The organism is Streptosporangium sp. H13245 (assembly GCF_055690525.1).
This window is the reverse complement of the sequence record NZ_JBSZKT010000014.1, coordinates 53,644-71,700: the sequence shown is the minus strand read 5'-3', so window position 1 is coordinate 71,700 and position 18,057 is coordinate 53,644. Positions and strand designations below refer to the sequence as shown.

Below are 18,057 nucleotides of genomic sequence, written 5' to 3'. Positions count from 1 at the left end.
TGTCTGCTCCAGGAGAGACTCCCGGCGGGAGCCGGGAAAGCGGGAGGACGCCTCGGGGTGGGGAGGCGTGTGTGGTCGCGGGGCACACCGGCCGCCGGACCTTCCCGGTCCCTCAGCCGATGTGGCGCGGTGCGGGCGGGCCGCGCCGCCGCAGTGTGGGGAGGATCTCCCAGCCGCCGTACGGCCGGACGCCGGTGGCCGGGACCGGCTGTGGCGCCGGGGGCGTCACCTCGGCGGGAGCGGTGAGGAGTGGCCGGATCAGCGGTGGTCGCCCGCCGTGCAGGTGGATCATCAGCCACAGCGCGTTCTCGCCGCGGTGCAGCCACCATCCGGTGCCCAGCGCCACCGCGAGGTGTGTCAGCGTCATGCCGGGGCCGGGGTGGCCGTGGGTGGAGGCCGTCAGGTGTGACGTGGGCGCGGCGCCGTCGAACAGTTCGTGCAGCAGGATCTGTGTGCCGGTGGTGGTGGCGAGCACGACCTCGGGGCCGCGTTCGTGTCCGTTGAGCGCGTACGCCACGCAGAAGGCGATCAGCGCGCCCAGGGCGGCCAGGTGTGGCGGGATCAGGCCGCCCCCGGCCAGGGCGTGGCCGCTCGCGGAGACCACGGCGCACAGCGTCGCGAAGACGATGGCCCGTGGCACGCGCAGCGCCGTTGAGGTCACGCGGGACATCCTGTCAGCCGGGTGGCGCGTGGAGAAGGCCGGGGCGAGGGGGGCGCATGGCCGGAGATACGCGCCGGTGCCCTTCATCGTTCGATGTCGTGCGATGTCGTGCGACGGGGTGGAGGTCGTGGAAGGCTATTTAAATATATAAGTCGATATAGATAAGTTAAATACTGTCATTTCCGGCGGAAAGCGAAACGGTGCCGGTGGGATTTGCGTGTATGTCGTATAACGAGTATGGCGTTGTCAATTGGTAAGGTCGGAAGGAATGGTGCATCGCTGTAAATGTGCCTCAATGAGGCAATGTTCATAGAAAAGGGAAACATCATGATTGAGGCCGTTCGACCTCGTGAGGTGCCGCGAAATATCGTCCGTTCCCGGCTGGCGGGAGTCCTCGCGGCCGTGGTCGCGCTGGGGGCCGTGGTCGTGGCCCCGGCGACCGCGGGCGCCGCGACCGTGAAATCGGCGACCGTGAGTGTGGCGACGCCGGTGCCGCTCGGCACGGCCGCGAATTTCGCGGTCCTGGGCCGCGACGTCGTCACGAACACCGGCACCACCGTCGTCACCGGGAATCTCGGGATATGGCCGGGCGCCGCGCTGACCGGTTTCCCGCCCGGCGTCGTGGTCGGGACCGTTCACCCGGCCGACGCCGTCGCCCAGCAGGCCCAGGCGGATCTGACCACCGCCTACAACAACGCCGCGGGCCAGCCTGTCGACGCCACCATCCCGACGCAGCTCGGCGGGACCACCGTGACGCCCGGCGTCTACGACTCCGCCTCGGGAACCTTCCAGATCACCGGTAACCTGACCCTCGACGCGCAGGGCGACCCGAACGCCGTCTTCATCTTCAAGACCGCCACCACCCTCGTCACCGCGTCCGCCAGCACGGTGACCCTCATCAACGGCGCCCAGGCCGCCAACGTCTTCTGGCAGGTCGGCAGCGCGGCCACCCTGGGAACCGTTTCCTTCTTCTCCGGCAACATCCTCGCGCTGGACGCCATAACCGCGACCACCGGCGTGACCGTGGTCGGCCGTCTGCTGAGCCGTGGCAACGCGATCACCCTGGACACGGACACCGTCACGTTGCCGCCCCCGACCTGCGGGTCGGCGACGACCACGACCACGCTGACCTCCGCGTGCCCGCTGGGAGACGGTGGCCCGATCACCTTCACCGCGACGGTGACGGCCTCGGACGCGAGTGTGCCCATCGGGCAGGTCGTCTTCGCCACCGACGGGGCGACGCTGGGTACCGTCCCGGTCGGTCCGGGCGGCGTCGCCACCCTGACCGTCTCGACCCTGCCCGCGGGGGTGGATCGCGTCGTCGCCACCTACGAGGGCTCGGCCCGGCTCGATCCCAGCAGCTCGCCGGTGCTGGTCCAGCGTGTGGACCTCGGGTGCCCCTGCCTGGGGACGACCTCGGTGAGAAGCGACGAGCACGCCGGTCCCGCGTCGGAGGGGAAGGTCCGGACCCGGGTCACCGCCGGTTGCGGCCGTCGCTCCTAGCCGGTGCGCGGTTGCGGGCCTCTTCCTGGTTGGACCCGCCGTGGAAGAGGCCCGGAACCGCGATCAGGTCCGGGGTCCCCGGGGGCCTCGGTAGGGCAGGGTGTGGCTGTAGACGAGGTTGGTGGTGGTGCTGCCCAGCTGGGCCAGCTCGTTGACGAGTTCTTCGAGGTGGCCCATGGAGGTCGCGGCCACCTTCAGCAGGTAGCAGTCGTCGCCGGTGGTCCGCAGGCACTCCAGGATCTCGGGGCGCTCGTCGAGCAGCCGGTGCAGCGGCTGGTGCCTGCTGCCCGGATACTTCAGGCGTACGACGGCCAGCACGGGGAAACCGGCCTTCTCCAGGTCGACGTCCGCGTGGTAGCCAGTGATGACGCCCGCCGCCTCCAGCCGCCTGACCCGCTCGGTCGTGGCGGAGGCGCTGAGGCTCACCCGCCGTCCCAGCTCGGTGATCGGGATGCGGCCGTCCCGCTGGACCTCGACCAGGATCGACCAGTCGGTCGCGTCGAGATTCTCGGTCATCGGGCCAAGATACCGGCAGATCAACGGTGCTTGGCGTCGTACGCCGGGATGATCCTCTTCCGGTCGCGGATGATCGCTCGATAGCCTGAAGTGGTGAGAATAGGCGTTAACGTGCTGAATTTCGGGCCCGGCACCGATCCCGGTGTGCTGCGGGGCTGGGCGCAGACGGTGGAGGGGCTGGGTTTCCACCAGCTCATGGTCTCGGACCACGTCGTGATAACCCCCGACGTCGCCGAGCAGTATCCGGCGCCGTTCTACGAGCCCTTCACCACCCTGGCCTGGCTGGCGGGTGTCACCGGTGAGATCGGGCTCGGGACCACGGTGCTCATCGTGCCGTACCGTCATCCGCTGCTCGTCGCCCGGATGGCGGCCAACCTCAACCGGCTCAGCGGCGGGCGGCTCGTCCTGGGTGTGGGTGTCGGCTGGGCGCGGCGGGAGTTCGAGGCGCTGGGGGTCGCGTTCGAGCGGCGCGGGGCGCTGACCGACGACCATCTCCGGGTGATGCGCGCCGCGTGGGAGGACGAGGCGGACTACCAGGCCGGGGGGATACCGGTCTGGGTCGGCGGCAACAGTGACGCCGGGCTGCGCCGGGCGGTGCGCCTCGGCGAGGCCTGGCATCCGCTGCGTCTCACCCTCGGCCGGATGAGCGAGGCGCTGGAGCGGCTGAAGGTCATCGCGGACGAGGAAGGGCGGCCGATGCCCGGTTTCGCGCCCCGTATCGCCCTGCGGCTCACCGGTTCCCCGATCACCGACCCCGGGCGGCTCGCCGGTGAGGGCACGATCGACCAGGTCCTCGACGACCTCGAACGGCTGCGCCTGCTCGGCGCCGACAACGTCGTGCTCGATCCGTTCAACGGTGATCCGCAGGAGACGCGTCACCCGGAGGCGGCCTGGCAGGCGCTCGCGACCGTGGCCGCCCACTGGGATCTGCGTACTCATCAACCACGAACAGGACAGTCATGACGAACGATGACGAGAAGTATCTCCGCCGGGCCATCGAGCTGGCGGCCGGGGCGCGGGCGGCCGGGGACGCGCCGTTCGGGTCGCTGCTGGTGGGGCCGGAGGGCACGGTTCTCGCCGAGGACCACAACACGGTCCTCAGTGACGGTGACATCAGTGCTCACCCCGAGCTGAAGCTGGCCAGGTGGGCGGCCCGTGAGCTCGACCCCGGTGTCGCGGCGGCCACGACGATGTACACCAGCTGCCAGCCCTGCCCGATGTGCACGGGCGCCATCGAGCGATCCGGTCTCGGCCGCGTCGTGTTCGCGCTCTCCAACGAGCAGTTCGCGACCCTCAAGCCGGGGGGCGGGTGGCCGCGCGTGGCCCAGGAGGGTCCCGCACTGTTCGACGAGGCGCGTGTTCCCGTCGAGGGCTACTACGTCTGATCGGTCCGCGTCGTCGCGGCGGGGCTCTCGGAGAGGAACGCGCCGAGCAGCTCCGCCGTCGTCTCGGGTACCTCCTCGGGGAGGTAGTGGCCGCTGGGCACGGCCTGGCCGCGCACGTCGTCCGCGTACCGCCGCCAGACGTCCAGGACGTCGTAGGTGCGCCCGACGAAACCGCGTTCGCCCCACAGGGCCAGTACGGGGCAGGTCAGGCGCCGGTTCGCGTCGGCGTCGGTGTCGTCGTGACGCAGGTCGATGCTCGCGGCGGCCCGGTAGTCCTCGCAGGAGGCGTGGACGGCCGCCGGGTCGGAGAAGCAGCGGATGTACTCGTCCTGGGCGACCGGGTCGAACGAGGGGCCGCCGTGCTGCGTCTTCATGTGGGCGCGGACCCAGTAGCCGGGGTCGGCGCCGATCATGCGTTCGGGGACGCCGTCGCCCGAGGCGAGGAAGAACCAGTGGTAGTAGCCGAGCGCGAACGCGGCGTCGGCGTGCCGGAACGCGTGGCGGGTGGGCACGATGTCCAGCACGGCGAGCCTGGTCACCGCCCGGGGCTCGTCCAGGGCCAGGCGGTGGCCGACCCGCGCTCCGCGGTCGTGGCCCGCCACCGCGAAGCGGTCGAAGCCGAGTGAGCGCATGACCAGCAGCTGGTCGTGGGCCATCGCCCGCTTTGAGTAGGGGCCGTGGTCCGGCGCGGAGGGGGGTTTGTCGCTGTCTCCGTACCCGCGCAGGTCGGTGAGGACCACGGTGTGCTCGCGGGCGAGCACGGGTGCCACCCGGTGCCAGATGAGATGTGTCTGCGGGTAGCCGTGCAGCAGCAGGACCGGGGGGCCGTCGCCCGAGACGTAGGTGTTGACGCGCACGCCGTCGGCGTCGATCACGTGGTGGGCGAACGAGCCGGGCAGAAGGATGCTCACGGTGGTGTCTCCGATGGGCGCGACGGGTCTGCGGGAGCGGCCGGTCGCCTCGCGGCCCCGGCCCGCCCCTGCCTGGATACCGGAACAGGGCGGCGCCTGTCGCCCGGGACACGTGCGCGGCCCTCTTTCATTCTTCGGTGGGCCAGGCGCGCAGTGCCGTCTCGGCGATCCGGATCAGGTCCTCCCTGGGGCAGCCCGCGGCGGCCTGGACCGCGATGCCGTCGGTGAGGGTGGTGACGAGCCGGGCCAGGTCGGCCGGGTCGCAGTCGGCGGGCAGGTCGCCCTCGTCCCTCGCCCGTGACAGGCGGGCGCGCAGCGCCTCCTCCCCGGCCTTCCTGCGTGCCACCACCTCGCTCCTGATCGGCTCTGCTTCCGGCGCGCACGCCTGCACGCAGCGGACGCTGAGGCATCCGAGGGGGGTGTCGGGGCCGGTGGTCAGCTCGATCGCGCCGTACACCAGGCGTTCGGCCACCTCCCGCGCCCGGGGTGCCTCCAGGGCGCGGGCGACGTATCCCCCCGGGCCGTCGACGTAGCGGTCGAACACCTTGCGGAACAGCTCCTCCTTGTTGCCGAAGGTGCCGTAGAGGCTGGGGCGGTTGATGCCCATCGCCGCGGTGAGATCCGATATGGCCGTTCCCTCGTAGCCCTGGCTCCAGAAGACCTCGAGCGCGCGGTCCAGCGCGTCCTCGGGGTCGAACGCGCGCGGGCGCCCTCCTGGCATGTACGCCTCCCAAGTTTCTTACCAATCGATACGTTACCCCGTTGACGGTGTCGTCCGCTGCGGGCTAGTTTCTTACCGCTCGATACTTAACTCGTGAAGGGGGACCATGAGCAGGACATCCGCAGGTCCGATCCGTGTCGGCGTCGTCGGTGCCAGCCCCGACCGGGGCTGGGGAACGGCCGCCCACCTACCGGCCCTCCTCAACCTGGAGGAGTACGCCGTCACCGCGGTCGCGACCACCAGGCAGGACAGCGCCCGCCGCACCGCCGCCGCGTTCGGCGTCCCGCACGCCTTCGCCGACGCCGCCGAGCTGGCCGCCCACCCGGACGTGGACGTGGTCGCCGTGGCGGTCAAGGCGCCCGACCACGCCAAGGTGATACGGGCCGCGCTGGAGCACGGCAAGCACGTCGTGTCGGAGTGGCCGCTGGGCGTGGACCTGGCCGAGGCCGTCGAGCTGGCCGAGGCGGCGACCGCCGCGGGGGTCGTCCACGCGGTCGTCCTCCAGGGCCTGCGGTCCCCGGCGGCCGGCTTCGTGAAAGACCTGATCGCCGGGGGCGGGATCGGGCGGCTGGAGTCGATCACCGTGGTGGCCGACGGCGCCCCGCTCGGCGGGAGCCGCATCCCGCGCGACCTCGCCTGGAGCACCGACCCCGCCGCGGGGATGAACCTCCTGACCATCATGGCCGGGCACGTCCTGGCGACGGTCGAGCATCTGGTGGGCCCGCTGACGGAGGTCTCCGCCTCGCTCGCCCACCCCTATCGCGAGGTCGTCGTGGCCGAGACGGGCCGGTCGATCCCCAACGGGGTGCCCGGCCACGTGAGCGTCCACGGATGCCTGGAGAGCGGGGCCGTGGTCGTGGTGAGCGTGCCCGGGGGCAACGCGCCGGGGCCCGACGGGTTCCACCTCAGGATCACCGGCAGCGAGGGAGCGCTGACCGTCACTCCCACCGAGCCCGGGATGTACCCGCACTGGGCCGACTGGACGGTCACCCGCTCGGCCGCCGACGGCACCCGTGCCGAGCCGTTCGTCACGGGCCGCCACCCGCGCCCGCACACCCCCGCGGGTTCACCTGCTCCCGCTCCCGGAAGCGCCTCCGGAAGCGTTTCCACGGGTTCGTCCGGGAGCGTTTCCACGGGTTTGCCCGAGGGCGTCTTCGAGGGTTCAGTCGCGGGCGTCCCCCCGGGGCCGCCCGCGAACGTCGCCGCCCTCTACCGGGAGGTCGCCCGCGCGATCACCGAGGGCCGCGAGGCGTACCCCTCCTTCCACACCGCCGTACGCCAGCACCGGGTGCTCGCCGCGATCGAGAACGCCTCGCGCACCGGCGCCCGCCAGGCACTCGCCCCCTAACCCCCAAGGAGCCCGCCCGGCACGAAGCCCCTGGTCGTCGCCGCCACCGGTCACGCCGGACCGTACGTGACCACGGCGTTCGCCGAGGCCGGTCGCGACATCGTGGCCCGGCCCGCCCGCGCGGTGCCGCGTGCGCTTCCCGCGCGGTGCCGCGTGGGCTCCCGGGGGCTCACGAGGGGCTCACGCGTTCCACTCCGTCAGGGCGTCGCCCATCGGGGTGCGCGTGTAGAGCACCGACCGCCCGCTCCGGCCGCGCGAGACCAGTCCCGACCGCCTGAGCACCGCGAGGTGGTCGCCGACGCCGCCGAGCGTCATGCCCAGCCTGGCGACGAGCTGGCTGGTGCTCGCGGGCTCCGCCAGCTCCAGCAGCACCGAGGCCCTGCCCCCGCCGAGCAGCGCGGCCAGGCCGTCCGGCGCGGGCACCCGGCTCTCCCACAGCGCGGCCACCCCCCGCGCGGGGTAGGTGAGCCCGAAGGCGCGCGGCGGGTCGAGGTAGACGATCTTCCCGCCGAACGCGTTGGGCATCAGGACCAGGCCGACGCCGCCCAGCCGGTGTGAGGTGCCGGTCACCCGGCCGAGCAGGATCCGTTCGCCCTCCAGCGAGATGTGCGCGTCCAGCTCGTCGAACACCTCGGCCCAGCCGTACACCGCCAGCCGTCCCGCCCGCCGTACGATGTCGCGCTCCAGCAGCGCGCGTATCCTCGGCCAGTCGGGCTCGATCAGCTCGCTCCACACCGCGGTCAGGCTCGCGGCCACCCGCTCGGCGACGTCGGGCACCTCCAGCGCCGTGGCCATCGGCCGGCCCCGGTAGCTCAGCTCCAGGTCGGCACGCGCCTTCCGGTACGGCGTACGCCGCACGGCCAGCGCCTCCTCGGAGAACGTGGCGTCCACCCTCGGCGGCGGCACACAGAAGAAGTCGGGCACGTAGTCGGTGACCGCCAGCAGGTCGGCCAGGGCCCGCAGGACGGGGTCGGCGGCGACCAGCGCCTCGTAGCGGTCGCGTACCCCGGCCGTCCAGCGCGACATGCCCGCCGGAAGCCGGACACCGGCGAGCAGGGGCAGGGCGGTGACCACCTGCGTCATCGGCGACATCGCGAAGCGGGTACGCGCCAGATCCTCGGGGGTGCACTCCAGATAGGACAAGGTTTCGCCTCCTGACGAAACAATAGCCTCCGGTGCGGACCGGCCCGCATGCTCCGGTACGTGAACACCTATCGGGAGATCTTCGCCGTCGGCCAGTTCAGGACGCTGTTCGCCGCGCAGGCCGTGAGCGTCGTGGGCAAGACCATGGAGAGCCTGGCGCTGTCCACGCTCGTGTACGCCCACACCGGCTCGCCGTTCCTGGCCGCGCTGGCCTACCTCGCGGGTTTCCTGCCGCAGGCCGTCGGCGCACTGACGCTCGGCGGGCTGGCCGACAGGCTGCCGCCCCGCGCGCTCCTGGTCTCGTGGGCGCTGGCCAGGGCGGTCGCGGTCGCGACGCTCGCCCTCGGGGTGCTGCCGGTGTGGGGGATGCTGGCGCTGGTCATGGCGTGCGGGCTGTTCGACGCCGTCGCGAACGGCGCGCGCCAGGCGCTGCTGGCCGACCTGCTGCCGGGCAACGGCTACGTGCTGGGCCGTTCGGCGCTGAACATCGCGGTCGGCGCCACGCAGATCGCCGGATTTGCCCTCGGCGGGACGCTGATGGCCGCGGCCGGGCCGTACGCGGCGCTGTGGTCGGGCGCGGCGCTGGGCGCCCTGGTCGCGCTCACGCAGCGGCTGGGACTGCGGGCCAGGCCGCCGAGGGTGTCGGGGCGGCAGACCTGGCGGCAGATCCGGGCGGTGAACGGGGAACTGCTGGGCGACCGGCGGCTCCGCGGGCTGCTGCTCGTGCAGTGGGTGCCGAACGGACTGATCGTCGGGGCGGAGGCGCTCTACGTGCCGTACGCGGGCGGCTCGGCGGCGGGGGCGCTGTTCATCGCGGCGGCCGGGGGCATGCTCGCGGGTGACCTCGTGGTCGGCCGGTGGACCACGCCCGAGCGGCGGGTCAGGCTGGCGGTGCCGCTGTTCACGCTGCTGGCGGTGCCGTACCTCTTCTTCGTGCTGTCACCGGGCACGTGGGCCGCGACGGCGCTGGTGGCGGTGGCCTCCTTCGGGTTCGCCGGGCACCTGGGCACGCAGGAGCGTTACGTGGCGGCGGTGCCCGAGCGCATCAGGGGGCAGGCGCTCGGGCTGGCGGGCAGCGGCACACTGGCGGGCCAGGCGCTGGCGGCCTCGGGAACGGGGACGCTGGCCGAGTTCGTACCGGTCTCCACGGCGATGGCGCTGGCGGGGGTCGCGTCGCTGGTGGCGACCGCGTGCCTGTACCGCGCCCTGACCCGCCCCGTGGAGGCGGGGGCAGGCGGCGGGTCGCGACGAGGGCCCGGCCGTCCGGGCGTGCACCCCCGGCGGTAGGCGGCTACCGCCACGGGGGGATGTCCCGGCCCGCCGGGCGGAACTAGGGTGCGGGGGTGAACAGGTTCGCGCTGGTGGCCGCGATGGCCGTGGTCGTCGGGTTCTCCTCGGTCATGGCCTACGGCAACCAGCCCGATGCCCGGCCGCTCGACGTCCTCGGCTGCGCGCTGCTGGCCCTGACGGTGCTCGGCCTGGTCAGGCTGGGCGAGCGGCCCGGGTTCAGCCTGGCGGTCTGCGCGGCCTCGGCGGCGGCCGTCTTCACCCTCGGCTACGCCTACGCGCTGTGGCCGGTCCCCGCGCTGATCGCCGTGTTCGCGACGATCTCCTCGGGCCGCCGGGCACTGGGCTGGGCGGGCGCGGGTTTCCTCGTCGCGGTCCCCTCGGGCGCCGTGCTCGTCGACAGGACCCTCGACAACCTCACCGGCCTGCTGCTGTGGGCGCTCATCGCGGTGGTGGTCGGGCAGCTCGCCGAGGTGTCCAGGACCCGCCACGAGCACGCCGCCGAGGTGGAGCGGCGGATGGTCGAGGCCGAACGCACCCGTGAGGAGATGGCGCGCGGGCGGGGGCGGGAGGAGCGGCTCAAGGTCGCCAGGGAACTGCACGACGTCACCTCCCACACCGTGTCGCTGATCGCGCTGCACGCCGCCGTCGCCGTGGAGGCGATCGACCGCTCCGGTGGCCCCGAGGCGGCCAGGGAGGCGCTGTCGGTGATCCGTACGGCCAGCCGTGAGGCCCTGGCGGAGATGAAGGGCGTCCTCGGGGTCCTGCGCGAGGACGGGCCCGAGGGAAGGTGGCCGATGCCGGGCGCCGGGCAGCTGGAGGAGCTGGTCGCCGCCGCGGGCCTGCCGGTGGAGTTCGAGGTCGCGGGGGAGCGGCGGGCGCTGGCCCCCGTGGTGGACCTGACCGCGTACCGGATCGTGCAGGAGGCGCTCACCAACACCATGCGTCACGCGAAGGCGAGCACGGCGCGGGTCCGGTTGAGCTTCGAGACCGGCGGCGTGACCATCCAGGTGGACGACGACGGCCAGGGGAGCGGCATGCCCCAGCCGGTCGGTCCGCGCGCGCCGGGCGCCGGATACGGACCGGTCGGCGGCGACGGGATCCGCGCCGGGTACGAGACCGGATACGAGCGGGGTGGCGACGCCGGGATCCGCGGGGGGCACGGGCTGGCGGGGATGGCGGAGCGGGTGGCCGCGGTCGGCGGGCGGCTCGTCGTCGGAGACCGGCCCGAGGGCGGTTTCCAGGTCGCCGCGTGGCTCCCGGCGTGATCACCGTCCTGCTCGCCGACGACCAGCCGCTGGTCCGCGCGGGCCTGCGCGCCCTGCTCGACGCGGAGGAGGATCTCACCGTGCTCGGTGAGGCCGCCAACGGCCGCGAAGCCGTGCGGCTGGCTGCCGAACTCCGCCCCGACGTCGTGCTGATGGACATCCGCATGCCGGAGATCGACGGGCTGGAGGCCACCCGCAGGATCGTGGCGGCGGGCGGCGCCAAGGTGGTCGTGGTCACCACCTTCGACCTCGACGAGTACGTCTACGAGGCGCTCCGTTCTGGGGCCAGCGGTTTCCTGGTCAAGGACGCGGAACCGGCCGAGCTGCGCCACGCCGTACGCGTCGCCGCCAGGGGAGACGCGCTGCTGTCGCCGGGCGTCACCCGGCGGCTCATCGAGGAGTTCTCGGCCAGGCCCGATCCCGCGCCCGGCCGGGCCAGGCTGGCGCCGCTGACCGATCGCGAGCGCGAGGTGCTGGCCGGGGTCGCCGGGGGGCTGAGCAACCTCCAGATCGCCGAGCGTCTGCACATGAGCCCCGCCACGGTGAAGACGCACGTCAACCGCATGATGGCGAAGCTGGCCGTGCACGACAGGGCACAGCTCGTCGTCCTGGGCTACGAAAGCGGCCTGGTCCGCCCCGGCCTGCCGAAACACCGGTAAACCAGGGTGCCGATGGGTCGGGGTGCCGGTAGGCCGGGTGGCGTTGGTGGAGGTGTTGGTAGGCCGGGGTGGTTTTGGTCGAGATGTCGGCAGCTCAAGAGGTCGGCAGGTCGGTTGGGGTGGCGCTGGTGGAGGTGCCGGTAGGCCGGGTGCCGACGAGCCAAGGTGTCGGCCGGTCGAGGTGCCGGTGGCCGAGGTGTCGGCCAGGTGGGGTGGCCTGGGGCATGACGTCGGCCGGTTGGGGTGGCGTAGATCGAGGTGTCGTTAGGCCGGGGTGGTGTCGGTCAAGGCGTCGGCCGAAGGTTGGCCAGGGCGGCGGCGCGGTCCCATGAGCGGAATGAGCGAATCCCCGGGGGTCCGTGTCCTACCGCCGGTGCGGTAGGACGTCGCCCGCGCCGGGTGGACGACCGCGGGCGGTGCCCGTTCCTAGCGTCGGGGCCATGACATCCCTCAACTCCCTGGCCCGCTTCTGCGCCCGCCACGGATGGCTGGTGCTGCTCGCCTGGCTGGCCCTGGCCGCGGCCCTCGTCGTGGGCGCCGCCCGCGCGCCCGGCGCCACGGCCGACGACTTCACGCTCCCCGGTTCGGAGAGCCAGCGGGCCGCGGACCTGCTCGGTGACCGTCCCGCCGAGCCCCAGGGCAGGCTCGTGGTGTCCGCACCGGCGGGCGTGCGCGCCCCCGAGGTACGGCAGGCGGTCACCGCCCTGATCACCCGTATGAACACCGTCCCCGGCGTGACGGTCGCCGCCCGGACACCTGCCGGGGGCTCGCGACCCCAGCAGCCTTCGGAAGCCCCCTACGAGCAGGTGTCCCCGGACGGCACCGTCGCCACCGTCCCGATCCGTCACACCGGCCAGGAGAGCGCCACGAAGCTCAAGGAGGTGCGCGACGCCTTCCGTCCTCCCACGCTTCCCGGCAGTCCCGGCACCCCCGTTCTCACGGCCGAGCTGGCCGGTGACGACTTCGCCGACTTCACCCCCGGCGGTCTCACCGAGGGCATCGGACTGCTGGCCGCCGCGGTGATCCTGCTCATCGCGTTCAGGTCGCTGATCGCGACGGCACTGCCGCTGCTGACGGGCGTGACCGGGGTGGTCTGCGCCGTCTCCCTGCTCTCGCTGCTGGGGAACGTCGTCTCCACGCCGGGATTCGCCGTGTACGTGACCATCATGCTCGGCCTCGGCGTGGGCATCGACTACGCGCTGCTCGTCGTCACCCGCTTCCGTACCTCGCTGGGGGAGGGCCTCACCGTCGAGGACGCCGTGGTGCGGGCGATGACCACCGCGGGCAGGTCGGTGCTGTTCGCCGGAATCACGGTGATCATCACCGGCGCGGGCATCCTGTTCCTCGGACCCTCGCTGGGCGGCGGCATCGCCCTGGCCGCCGGGTGCGGCGTACTCATGGTGATGCTCACCGCCCTCACCCTGCTGCCCGCCCTGCTCGGCCTCCTCGGCACCCGCGTCGACCGCTTCTCCCTGCCGCACCGCCGCGGGGCCACCGGCTCGTCGGCCCGCAGGTGGAGCAGGGGCGTGCAGCGCCGTCCCCTCGTGGCCGGTGTCCTCGCGCTCGGACTGCTCCTCGGGCTCGCGCTGCCCGCGGCGAGCCTGCGTTTCGGCTGGTCGGACGCGGGCAACCGGCCGGTCTCCGACACCACCCGCCGCGCCCACGAACTGCTCGCCAACGGTTTCGGCCCCGGTACGGAGGGCCCGCTCGTACTGGTCTCCGCCGAACCCCTGGGCCGGGCGGTCGCCCAGGCCGCCAGCACGCCGGGCGTGGCCGGGGTGACCGCGCTGGACGAGCGGACCGCCCTGGTCGTACCGAAGACGGGCCCGCAGGAGGAGGCCACCACCGACCTGATCCACACGCTGCGCGCCGCGTTGTCCGGCCCCGTCCTGGTCACCGGCGGTACGGCGGCGGGCATCGACTTCGCCGAGCACTCCTTCGACCGGCTGCCCTGGGTGGTCGGCGCGGTGCTGCTCGCCTCGTTCGCGCTGCTGGTGCCGGTTTTCCGCAGCCTGGTGGTGCCGCTGAAGGCCATCGTGGTGAACCTGCTGTCGATCGGCGCCTCCTACGGCGTGGTCGTCGCGATCTTCCAGTGGGACGTGCTCGGCCTCGGCACCGGCGGCCCGATCGACGCGTGGGTGCCGATGATGCTGTTCGTGGTGACGTTCGGGCTGACCATGGACTACGAGGTGTTCCTGCTCTCCAGGATCCAGGAGGAATACGTCCGTACCCGCGACAACAGCCGCGCGGTCACCGAGGGCCTGGCGGCGACGGCGCGGGTGATCACCGCGGCTGCCGCGATCATGTTCTGTGTGTTCGCCGCGTTCGGCACGTTCGACGACAGGCCGCTCCGGATCCTGGGCGTCGGCCTGGCGGCGGCCGTCCTCATCGACGCCACCGTGGTCCGTCTGCTTCTGGTGCCGTCGGCGATGGAACTGCTCGGCGACCGCAACTGGTGGTTCCCCGGAGGCGGCAGGCGCGCCGCCGCCGAGCCGGGCGGGAGAGCGCGAGCGGTCACCGGTGAGCCGGTCGGCTGAGCGGGCGGCCGGGCGACCGGGGCGTCGGGTGGGCGGTGAGCGGCGGTGACCACCGGCGGGCCGGAGCCGGTTGGATGAGCCGGGCCGTCGGGGCCGCCGGTGAGCGGGCGGCCGGGGCGTCGGGTGGGTGGGGGCGGTGGCTACCAGTGGGCCGGTCGGGTGAGTGACGGTGGCAGGATGGTCCTGGCGTCGCCTTTCGCCGCGTCCAGCTGGGACTGGATCAGGAAGAGGCTCCCGGTGAGGTCGGCGCCCGAGAGGTCGGCACCCCTGAGGTCGGCCCCGATGAGGTCGGCCGTCCTCAGGTCGGCGCCTCTGAGGTCGGCCCCGATGAGATAGGCACCCCTCAGGTTGGCCCCTCTCAGGTCGGCACCCTTGAGCTTGGCCCCGATGAGGTCGGCGCCCCTGCGATCCTTCTTCCCGCGCCCGGCTCCGGCGCGCACGAGCTCGCTCGTCCGCAGCAGCAGGGCGTTGACCTCCCGCCGGTGCGCCGCCACGTCCAGCCGTACGAGAGCGTCGGGGCTGTCGCGGGTGAGGCGTTCGGTCCTCTCCAGCGCGAGGCCGAGCTCACCGTGGATAGGCAGGGCGGGCCGCAGTGTCAGCGCCTCGGTCAAATACCAGAGCAATTCGTGGAGGTCCCGCATGACCGGGAACACCCCGAACATCTGCTTCGCGGTCCGAGGCGCCCGTCGCCAGTCCTGCCCGCCGAAGGTGACCTGGGAGACCTTCTGCCCGGCGCCGAAGCAGTCGTAGACGGTGCAGCCCCGGAAGCCCTTCTCCCTGAGGCGCGTGTGGATGCCGCAGCGGAAGTCCGTCCGCAGGTTGGGACAGGCCTGCCCGGCCTTCTTGTCGATCGCGAAGTCCGAGGAGGCCGAGAAGGCGGGCACCACACAGCACAGCGCGAAGCAGCTCGCGCAGTCGGCGCGCAGATCGGCGCGATCTCCCCCCGGGGAGGGGGCTGCTTTTTCGCGGCTCTCGGACACTGTGCGGGATCTCCTGTACGGGGGCGGACGTGCTGTTCACAGCCATCGAAAATGGCTGTGAACAGCGATTTCACCAGTGAACCCTACCCGACCCCGCCCATCTCCTGATCACGGACGGGACCGCGCGGCGGATGGAGGGCGGGCATGGTCCCGACGACCACGGTGGCGTCCAGCTCCTCGGAATCGACCACGCGCGGGATCAGCCCGTTGCGGGCGAAGGCCTCGGCGGTCTGTGGCGCCTGGCGTTCGCTTGTCTCGATCAGCAGGTGGCCGCCCGGTGCCAGCCACCGCGCCGCCTCGGCGGTCACCCGGCGCTGGATCTCCAGCCCGTCCGCGCCACCGTCGAGCGCCACTCGCGGTTCGTGGACACGGGCCTCCGGGGGCAGCAGCTCGATCGCCCCCGTGGGCACGTAGGGCGCGTTGGCGGTCATGATGTCGACGCGGCCCCGCAGGGTGGCGGGCAGCGGCTCGTAGAGATCGCCCTCGTACACCCGGCCATCGGTGACGTTGCGCCGGGCACAGCGCACCGCGGCGGGGTCGATGTCGACGGCGTGCAACTCGACCCGGTCCAGGGCCGCGACCAGCGCGGCACCCACCGCGCCGGAACCGCAGCACAGATCGACGACGATCCACGGCCGATCGAGGGCCTGACCGGTGGGACCGGAGAGGTCTCCGGGAACAGTGATACCGACGGGAACGGCGGGAACGGTGACCGGGCGGGGGAGGGCGGCGGGCGTGGCGGGCCCGGTGGTCCGGCGGGCGAGGGCGACGGCCTGGTGGACGAGGAGCTCGGTGCGGCGGCGGGGAACGAAGACCCCGGTGTCCACGGCTATCCGCAGCCCGCAGAACTCCGCCCAGCCGAGAACGTGTTCGAGGGGCAGACCGGAGACCCGCCGGTCGACCATGGCGACGAGGTCGGACGGCGTCCGCGCCGTGGAGACGAGCAACCGCGCCTCGTCCTCGGCGAAGACACAACCGGCGGCCCGGAGCCTGGTGACGATGACGGATTGGGGGAGAAATGACGGTAAAGCCGACATTGGAGCCTTTCGGGATGCCGATGGGGCTCCCTCGGTCACCTACGTCGGAAGAACCGCGCGACCGTGAGATGGGAGCACCCGACCTGACACAGCGGTAATGGGTCTCACCTCCTCGATCACGTCCATTGCTGGAGGGCAACACTACCCGAGCCGACCTCCCGCACAAACACCTTATGGCGAGGCGACCTCCCCGGCTCCTGCCGAAGGGAAGGACCGGCCCGCGCCTCGGCCGTACCGCCGAGACTATGGAGCCGTGAGCCGTGAGCCGTGAGCCGTGAGCCGGGAAGCCGTGGAGCTGTGGAGCTGTGGAGCCGGGGCGGGGGTGTCCGCTCCCGGCTCGCGACGGCCGGGCCGGACACCCTCGCGTCCGCGACGACCGGTCAGGAGGGAGATCCGGGACGCTCCACGTGCGGAAGCCGCCTCAGCAGGTAGGTGTCCATGATCCAGCCCTTGCGCTCCCTGGCCTCGGTACGGACGTCGCGGATCCGGTCGGCGACCTCCTCGACCGGCCCGGCCACCAGGATCTCGTCGGGGGTGCCCAGGTAGGCGCCCCAGTAGATCTCGAAGTCGGCGGTGTCGGGCAGGGAGGCGAAGGCGTGGCGGGCGTCGAGCATGACGACGATGTCGTCGGACTCGCCGGGGCCCTCCTCGGACAGGCGGCGGCCGGTGGTGATGTGCAGGGGCCGTGCGACCTGGGTCAGGCTGGTACGGTGCCGGGCGGCCAGCGCGGACACGCTGCTGATACCCGGTACGACGTCGTACTCGAACCGGACCGTGCCCCGGCCGAGGACCTCCTCGACGATGGCCAGCGTGCTGTCGTAGAGGGAGGGGTCGCCCCAGACGAGGAACGCGCCGGTCTCGTCGTCGCCCAGCTCGTCGCGGACGAGCCGCTCGTAGATGTCGGCGCGGCGCGACCGCCAGTCCTCCACCGCGCCCGCGTAGGCGGGGGTGGTCCGGTCGCGCTCGGGGTCGCGGGCCTCGACCAGCCGGTACGAAGGGCGGGCGTGCGCGTCGACGAGGTCCTGCCGGAGCTGGACGAGGTCGTGCTTGGCCTCTCCCTTGTCGAGGACGAAGAACACGTCGGTCGCCGAGATGGCCTTGACCGCCTGGAGGGTGAGGTGATCGGGGTTTCCCGCGCCGATGCCGATGATGAGGATTCGCTTCACGCGGGAAAGTCTGCCCTCCGGGTGAAGGGCACGTCGCGCCGGGCGCCACCTTGACGCGATCCCCGGCGACGGCCACCAAAAACACGGGCCACCACCTCGTCCCGGATCTCCGGATGAAAGCGCGGCCCATCGCCCCGGTCTGGATCTCCTGGCGGATCCCCGGATGAAAAACAGGTCACCGCCTCGTCCCGGACCTCCGGGTGAAAGCGCGGCCCATCGCCCCGGTCCGGATCCCCGGGTGAGAACACCGGCCACCGCCTCGTCCCGGTCCGGATCTCCGGGTGAAAGCGCGAGGCACTGCCTCGTACCGGCTCGTACCGGGTGGATTCCCGGTTAAGGACGGGAAAGCGGGAGCCAGGACCTCGTTCTGGTCTAATCTCGCGATCGTGACGACCAGGAACTCGCACTGCTCCTTCTGCGGCGGAGCCTTCGCCCCCGGCCAGGCATGGCCGCGTACCTGCTCCAGCTGCGGGAACACCTCCTATCTCAACCCGCTGCCGGTCGCGGTGATGGTGCTGCCGGTGGACGACGGCCTGCTGGTGGTCCGTCGTGACGTCGAACCGCACCGGGGCGGTCTCGCCCTGCCCGGTGGTTTCGTCGACGTGGGCGAGTCCTGGCAGCAGGCGGCCGTCCGGGAGTTGCGTGAGGAGACGGGTGTCGTCGTCGACGCGGACGGTGTGCGGCTCCTCGACGTGCTCAGCGCCCCCGACGGCACCGTGCTGGTCTTCGCCCTGGGGCCGAAGGTCGGCGCGGCGGACCTCCCGCCGGTCGTGCCGACGGCCGAGACGACGGAGTGGCTGCTGATCGACGGGCCGCGAGAGCTGGCGTTCCCGCTGCACACCCGGATCGTGGCGGAGTACTTCGCCGCGAGCTGATTACGGCGGTCGTCGGCGGCGGTGGATCCGGTCTCCGACCTCGGGGGGAGGGGCGGCGCG

General features: G+C 72.4%; 17 protein-coding genes. 9 read left to right on the top strand and 8 right to left on the bottom strand.

Translation table 11 applies throughout. The features are described 5' to 3' along the window. Positions 1 to 112: 112 nt before the first annotated feature. Positions 113 to 661, bottom strand: coding sequence for a hypothetical protein (locus ACW9TB_RS21600; RefSeq protein WP_472749840.1), 549 nt, complete (start codon positions 659 to 661; stop codon positions 113 to 115). A gap of 327 nt (positions 662 to 988) precedes the next feature. Between ACW9TB_RS21600 and ACW9TB_RS21595 the strand changes: the two genes are divergently transcribed. After that, positions 989 to 2,164, top strand: a complete 1,176-nt coding sequence (locus ACW9TB_RS21595; protein ID WP_472749839.1) for an ice-binding family protein — start codon at positions 989 to 991, stop codon at positions 2,162 to 2,164. 63 nt (positions 2,165 to 2,227) lie between these two features. On the opposite strand, the gene ACW9TB_RS21590 is transcribed toward ACW9TB_RS21595, so the two are convergent. After that, on the bottom strand, positions 2,228 to 2,680 hold the full coding sequence (locus ACW9TB_RS21590) for an Lrp/AsnC family transcriptional regulator (protein WP_472749838.1): 453 nt from the start codon (positions 2,678 to 2,680) through the stop codon (positions 2,228 to 2,230). 93 nt (positions 2,681 to 2,773) lie between these two features. Between ACW9TB_RS21590 and ACW9TB_RS21585 the strand changes: the two genes are divergently transcribed. Together ACW9TB_RS21585 and ACW9TB_RS21580 are read left to right on the top strand one after the other, a co-directional pair. Beyond that, positions 2,774 to 3,643, top strand: a complete 870-nt coding sequence (locus ACW9TB_RS21585) for an LLM class flavin-dependent oxidoreductase (protein WP_472749837.1) — start codon at positions 2,774 to 2,776, stop codon at positions 3,641 to 3,643. After that, positions 3,640 to 4,065, top strand: a complete 426-nt coding sequence (locus ACW9TB_RS21580; RefSeq protein ID WP_472749836.1) for a nucleoside deaminase — start codon at positions 3,640 to 3,642, stop codon at positions 4,063 to 4,065. Before ACW9TB_RS21585 ends, ACW9TB_RS21580 begins: the two co-directional genes overlap by 4 nt. Here ACW9TB_RS21580 and ACW9TB_RS21575 read toward each other — a convergent pair. Both ACW9TB_RS21575 and ACW9TB_RS21570 read right to left on the bottom strand, forming a co-directional pair. Further along, positions 4,056 to 4,976 (bottom strand): alpha/beta fold hydrolase, encoded by a 921-nt coding sequence (locus ACW9TB_RS21575; protein ID WP_472749835.1) that lies wholly within the window; start codon positions 4,974 to 4,976, stop codon positions 4,056 to 4,058. The two genes, ACW9TB_RS21580 and ACW9TB_RS21575, sit on opposite strands and share 10 nt — an antisense overlap. A 127-nt stretch (positions 4,977 to 5,103) precedes the next feature. Further along, positions 5,104 to 5,697 (bottom strand): TetR/AcrR family transcriptional regulator, encoded by a 594-nt coding sequence (locus ACW9TB_RS21570; protein ID WP_472749834.1) that lies wholly within the window; start codon positions 5,695 to 5,697, stop codon positions 5,104 to 5,106. 106 nt (positions 5,698 to 5,803) lie between these two features. Here ACW9TB_RS21570 and ACW9TB_RS21565 point away from each other — a divergent pair, with 106 nt between their 5' ends. Continuing rightward, on the top strand, positions 5,804 to 7,045 hold the full coding sequence (locus ACW9TB_RS21565) for a Gfo/Idh/MocA family protein (protein ID WP_472749833.1): 1,242 nt from the start codon (positions 5,804 to 5,806) through the stop codon (positions 7,043 to 7,045). Positions 7,046 to 7,225: 180 nt separating this feature from the next. On the opposite strand, the gene ACW9TB_RS21560 is transcribed toward ACW9TB_RS21565, so the two are convergent. After that, positions 7,226 to 8,188 carry an ArsR/SmtB family transcription factor gene (locus tag ACW9TB_RS21560; protein WP_472749832.1) on the bottom strand — a complete coding sequence of 321 codons (963 nt, stop codon included), beginning with the start codon at positions 8,186 to 8,188 and terminating at the stop codon, positions 7,226 to 7,228. Positions 8,189 to 8,248: 60 nt separating this feature from the next. Between ACW9TB_RS21560 and ACW9TB_RS21555 the strand changes: the two genes are divergently transcribed. The 4 genes from ACW9TB_RS21555 to ACW9TB_RS21540 all read left to right on the top strand — a co-directional run bounded on the left by ACW9TB_RS21555 (position 8,249) and on the right by ACW9TB_RS21540 (position 13,939). Further along, the gene (locus tag ACW9TB_RS21555) at positions 8,249 to 9,475 is read left to right on the top strand and encodes an MFS transporter (RefSeq protein WP_472749831.1); all 1,227 of its coding nucleotides are present in this window, start codon (positions 8,249 to 8,251) and stop codon (positions 9,473 to 9,475) included. A 56-nt stretch (positions 9,476 to 9,531) separates the two neighbouring features. Then, positions 9,532 to 10,743, top strand: coding sequence for a sensor histidine kinase (locus tag ACW9TB_RS21550; protein ID WP_472749830.1), 1,212 nt, complete (start codon positions 9,532 to 9,534; stop codon positions 10,741 to 10,743). Further along, positions 10,740 to 11,402, top strand: a complete 663-nt coding sequence (locus ACW9TB_RS21545; protein WP_472749920.1) for a response regulator — start codon at positions 10,740 to 10,742, stop codon at positions 11,400 to 11,402. Before ACW9TB_RS21550 ends, ACW9TB_RS21545 begins: the two co-directional genes overlap by 4 nt. Positions 11,403 to 11,842: 440 nt before the next feature. After that, a complete protein-coding gene (locus ACW9TB_RS21540) occupies positions 11,843 to 13,939 on the top strand; it encodes an MMPL family transporter (protein WP_472749829.1) in 2,097 nt (698 codons plus the stop codon). Between the two features lie 140 nt (positions 13,940 to 14,079). On the opposite strand, the gene ACW9TB_RS21535 is transcribed toward ACW9TB_RS21540, so the two are convergent. The 3 genes from ACW9TB_RS21535 to cobF all read right to left on the bottom strand — a co-directional run bounded on the left by ACW9TB_RS21535 (position 14,080) and on the right by cobF (position 17,122). Continuing rightward, entirely contained in the window at positions 14,080 to 14,919 is an 840-nt protein-coding gene (locus tag ACW9TB_RS21535) for a pentapeptide repeat-containing protein (RefSeq protein ID WP_472749828.1), read from the bottom strand. 83 nt (positions 14,920 to 15,002) lie between these two features. Next, complete coding sequence (locus ACW9TB_RS21530; RefSeq protein WP_472749827.1) at positions 15,003 to 15,956, bottom strand: putative protein N(5)-glutamine methyltransferase; 954 nt, start codon at positions 15,954 to 15,956, stop codon at positions 15,003 to 15,005. Positions 15,957 to 16,336: 380 nt separating this feature from the next. Beyond that, positions 16,337 to 17,122: a precorrin-6A synthase (deacetylating) gene (cobF, locus tag ACW9TB_RS21525; protein ID WP_472749826.1), complete on the bottom strand. Its 786-nt coding sequence runs from the start codon at positions 17,120 to 17,122 to the stop codon at positions 16,337 to 16,339. A gap of 386 nt (positions 17,123 to 17,508) precedes the next feature. Here cobF and ACW9TB_RS21520 point away from each other — a divergent pair, with 386 nt between their 5' ends. Further along, positions 17,509 to 17,997 carry an NUDIX domain-containing protein gene (locus tag ACW9TB_RS21520; protein ID WP_472749825.1) on the top strand — a complete coding sequence of 163 codons (489 nt, stop codon included), beginning with the start codon at positions 17,509 to 17,511 and terminating at the stop codon, positions 17,995 to 17,997. The last annotated feature ends 60 nt before the right edge of the window (positions 17,998 to 18,057 follow it).

Excerpts from the sequence above, each read along its gene's own strand:
- ACW9TB_RS21565 (WP_472749833.1), top strand. The coding sequence starts at position 5,804 with ATGAGCAGGACATCCGCAGGTCCGATCCGTGTCGGCGTCGTCGGTGCC.
- ACW9TB_RS21590 (WP_472749838.1), bottom strand. The coding sequence starts at position 2,680 with ATGACCGAGAATCTCGACGCGACCGACTGGTCGATCCTGGTCGAGGTC.
- ACW9TB_RS21570 (WP_472749834.1), bottom strand. The coding sequence starts at position 5,697 with ATGCCAGGAGGGCGCCCGCGCGCGTTCGACCCCGAGGACGCGCTGGAC.
- ACW9TB_RS21595 (WP_472749839.1), top strand. The coding sequence starts at position 989 with ATGATTGAGGCCGTTCGACCTCGTGAGGTGCCGCGAAATATCGTCCGT.
- ACW9TB_RS21580 (WP_472749836.1), top strand. The coding sequence starts at position 3,640 with ATGACGAACGATGACGAGAAGTATCTCCGCCGGGCCATCGAGCTGGCG.
- ACW9TB_RS21540 (WP_472749829.1), top strand. The coding sequence starts at position 11,843 with ATGACATCCCTCAACTCCCTGGCCCGCTTCTGCGCCCGCCACGGATGG.
- ACW9TB_RS21530 (WP_472749827.1), bottom strand. The coding sequence starts at position 15,956 with ATGTCGGCTTTACCGTCATTTCTCCCCCAATCCGTCATCGTCACCAGG.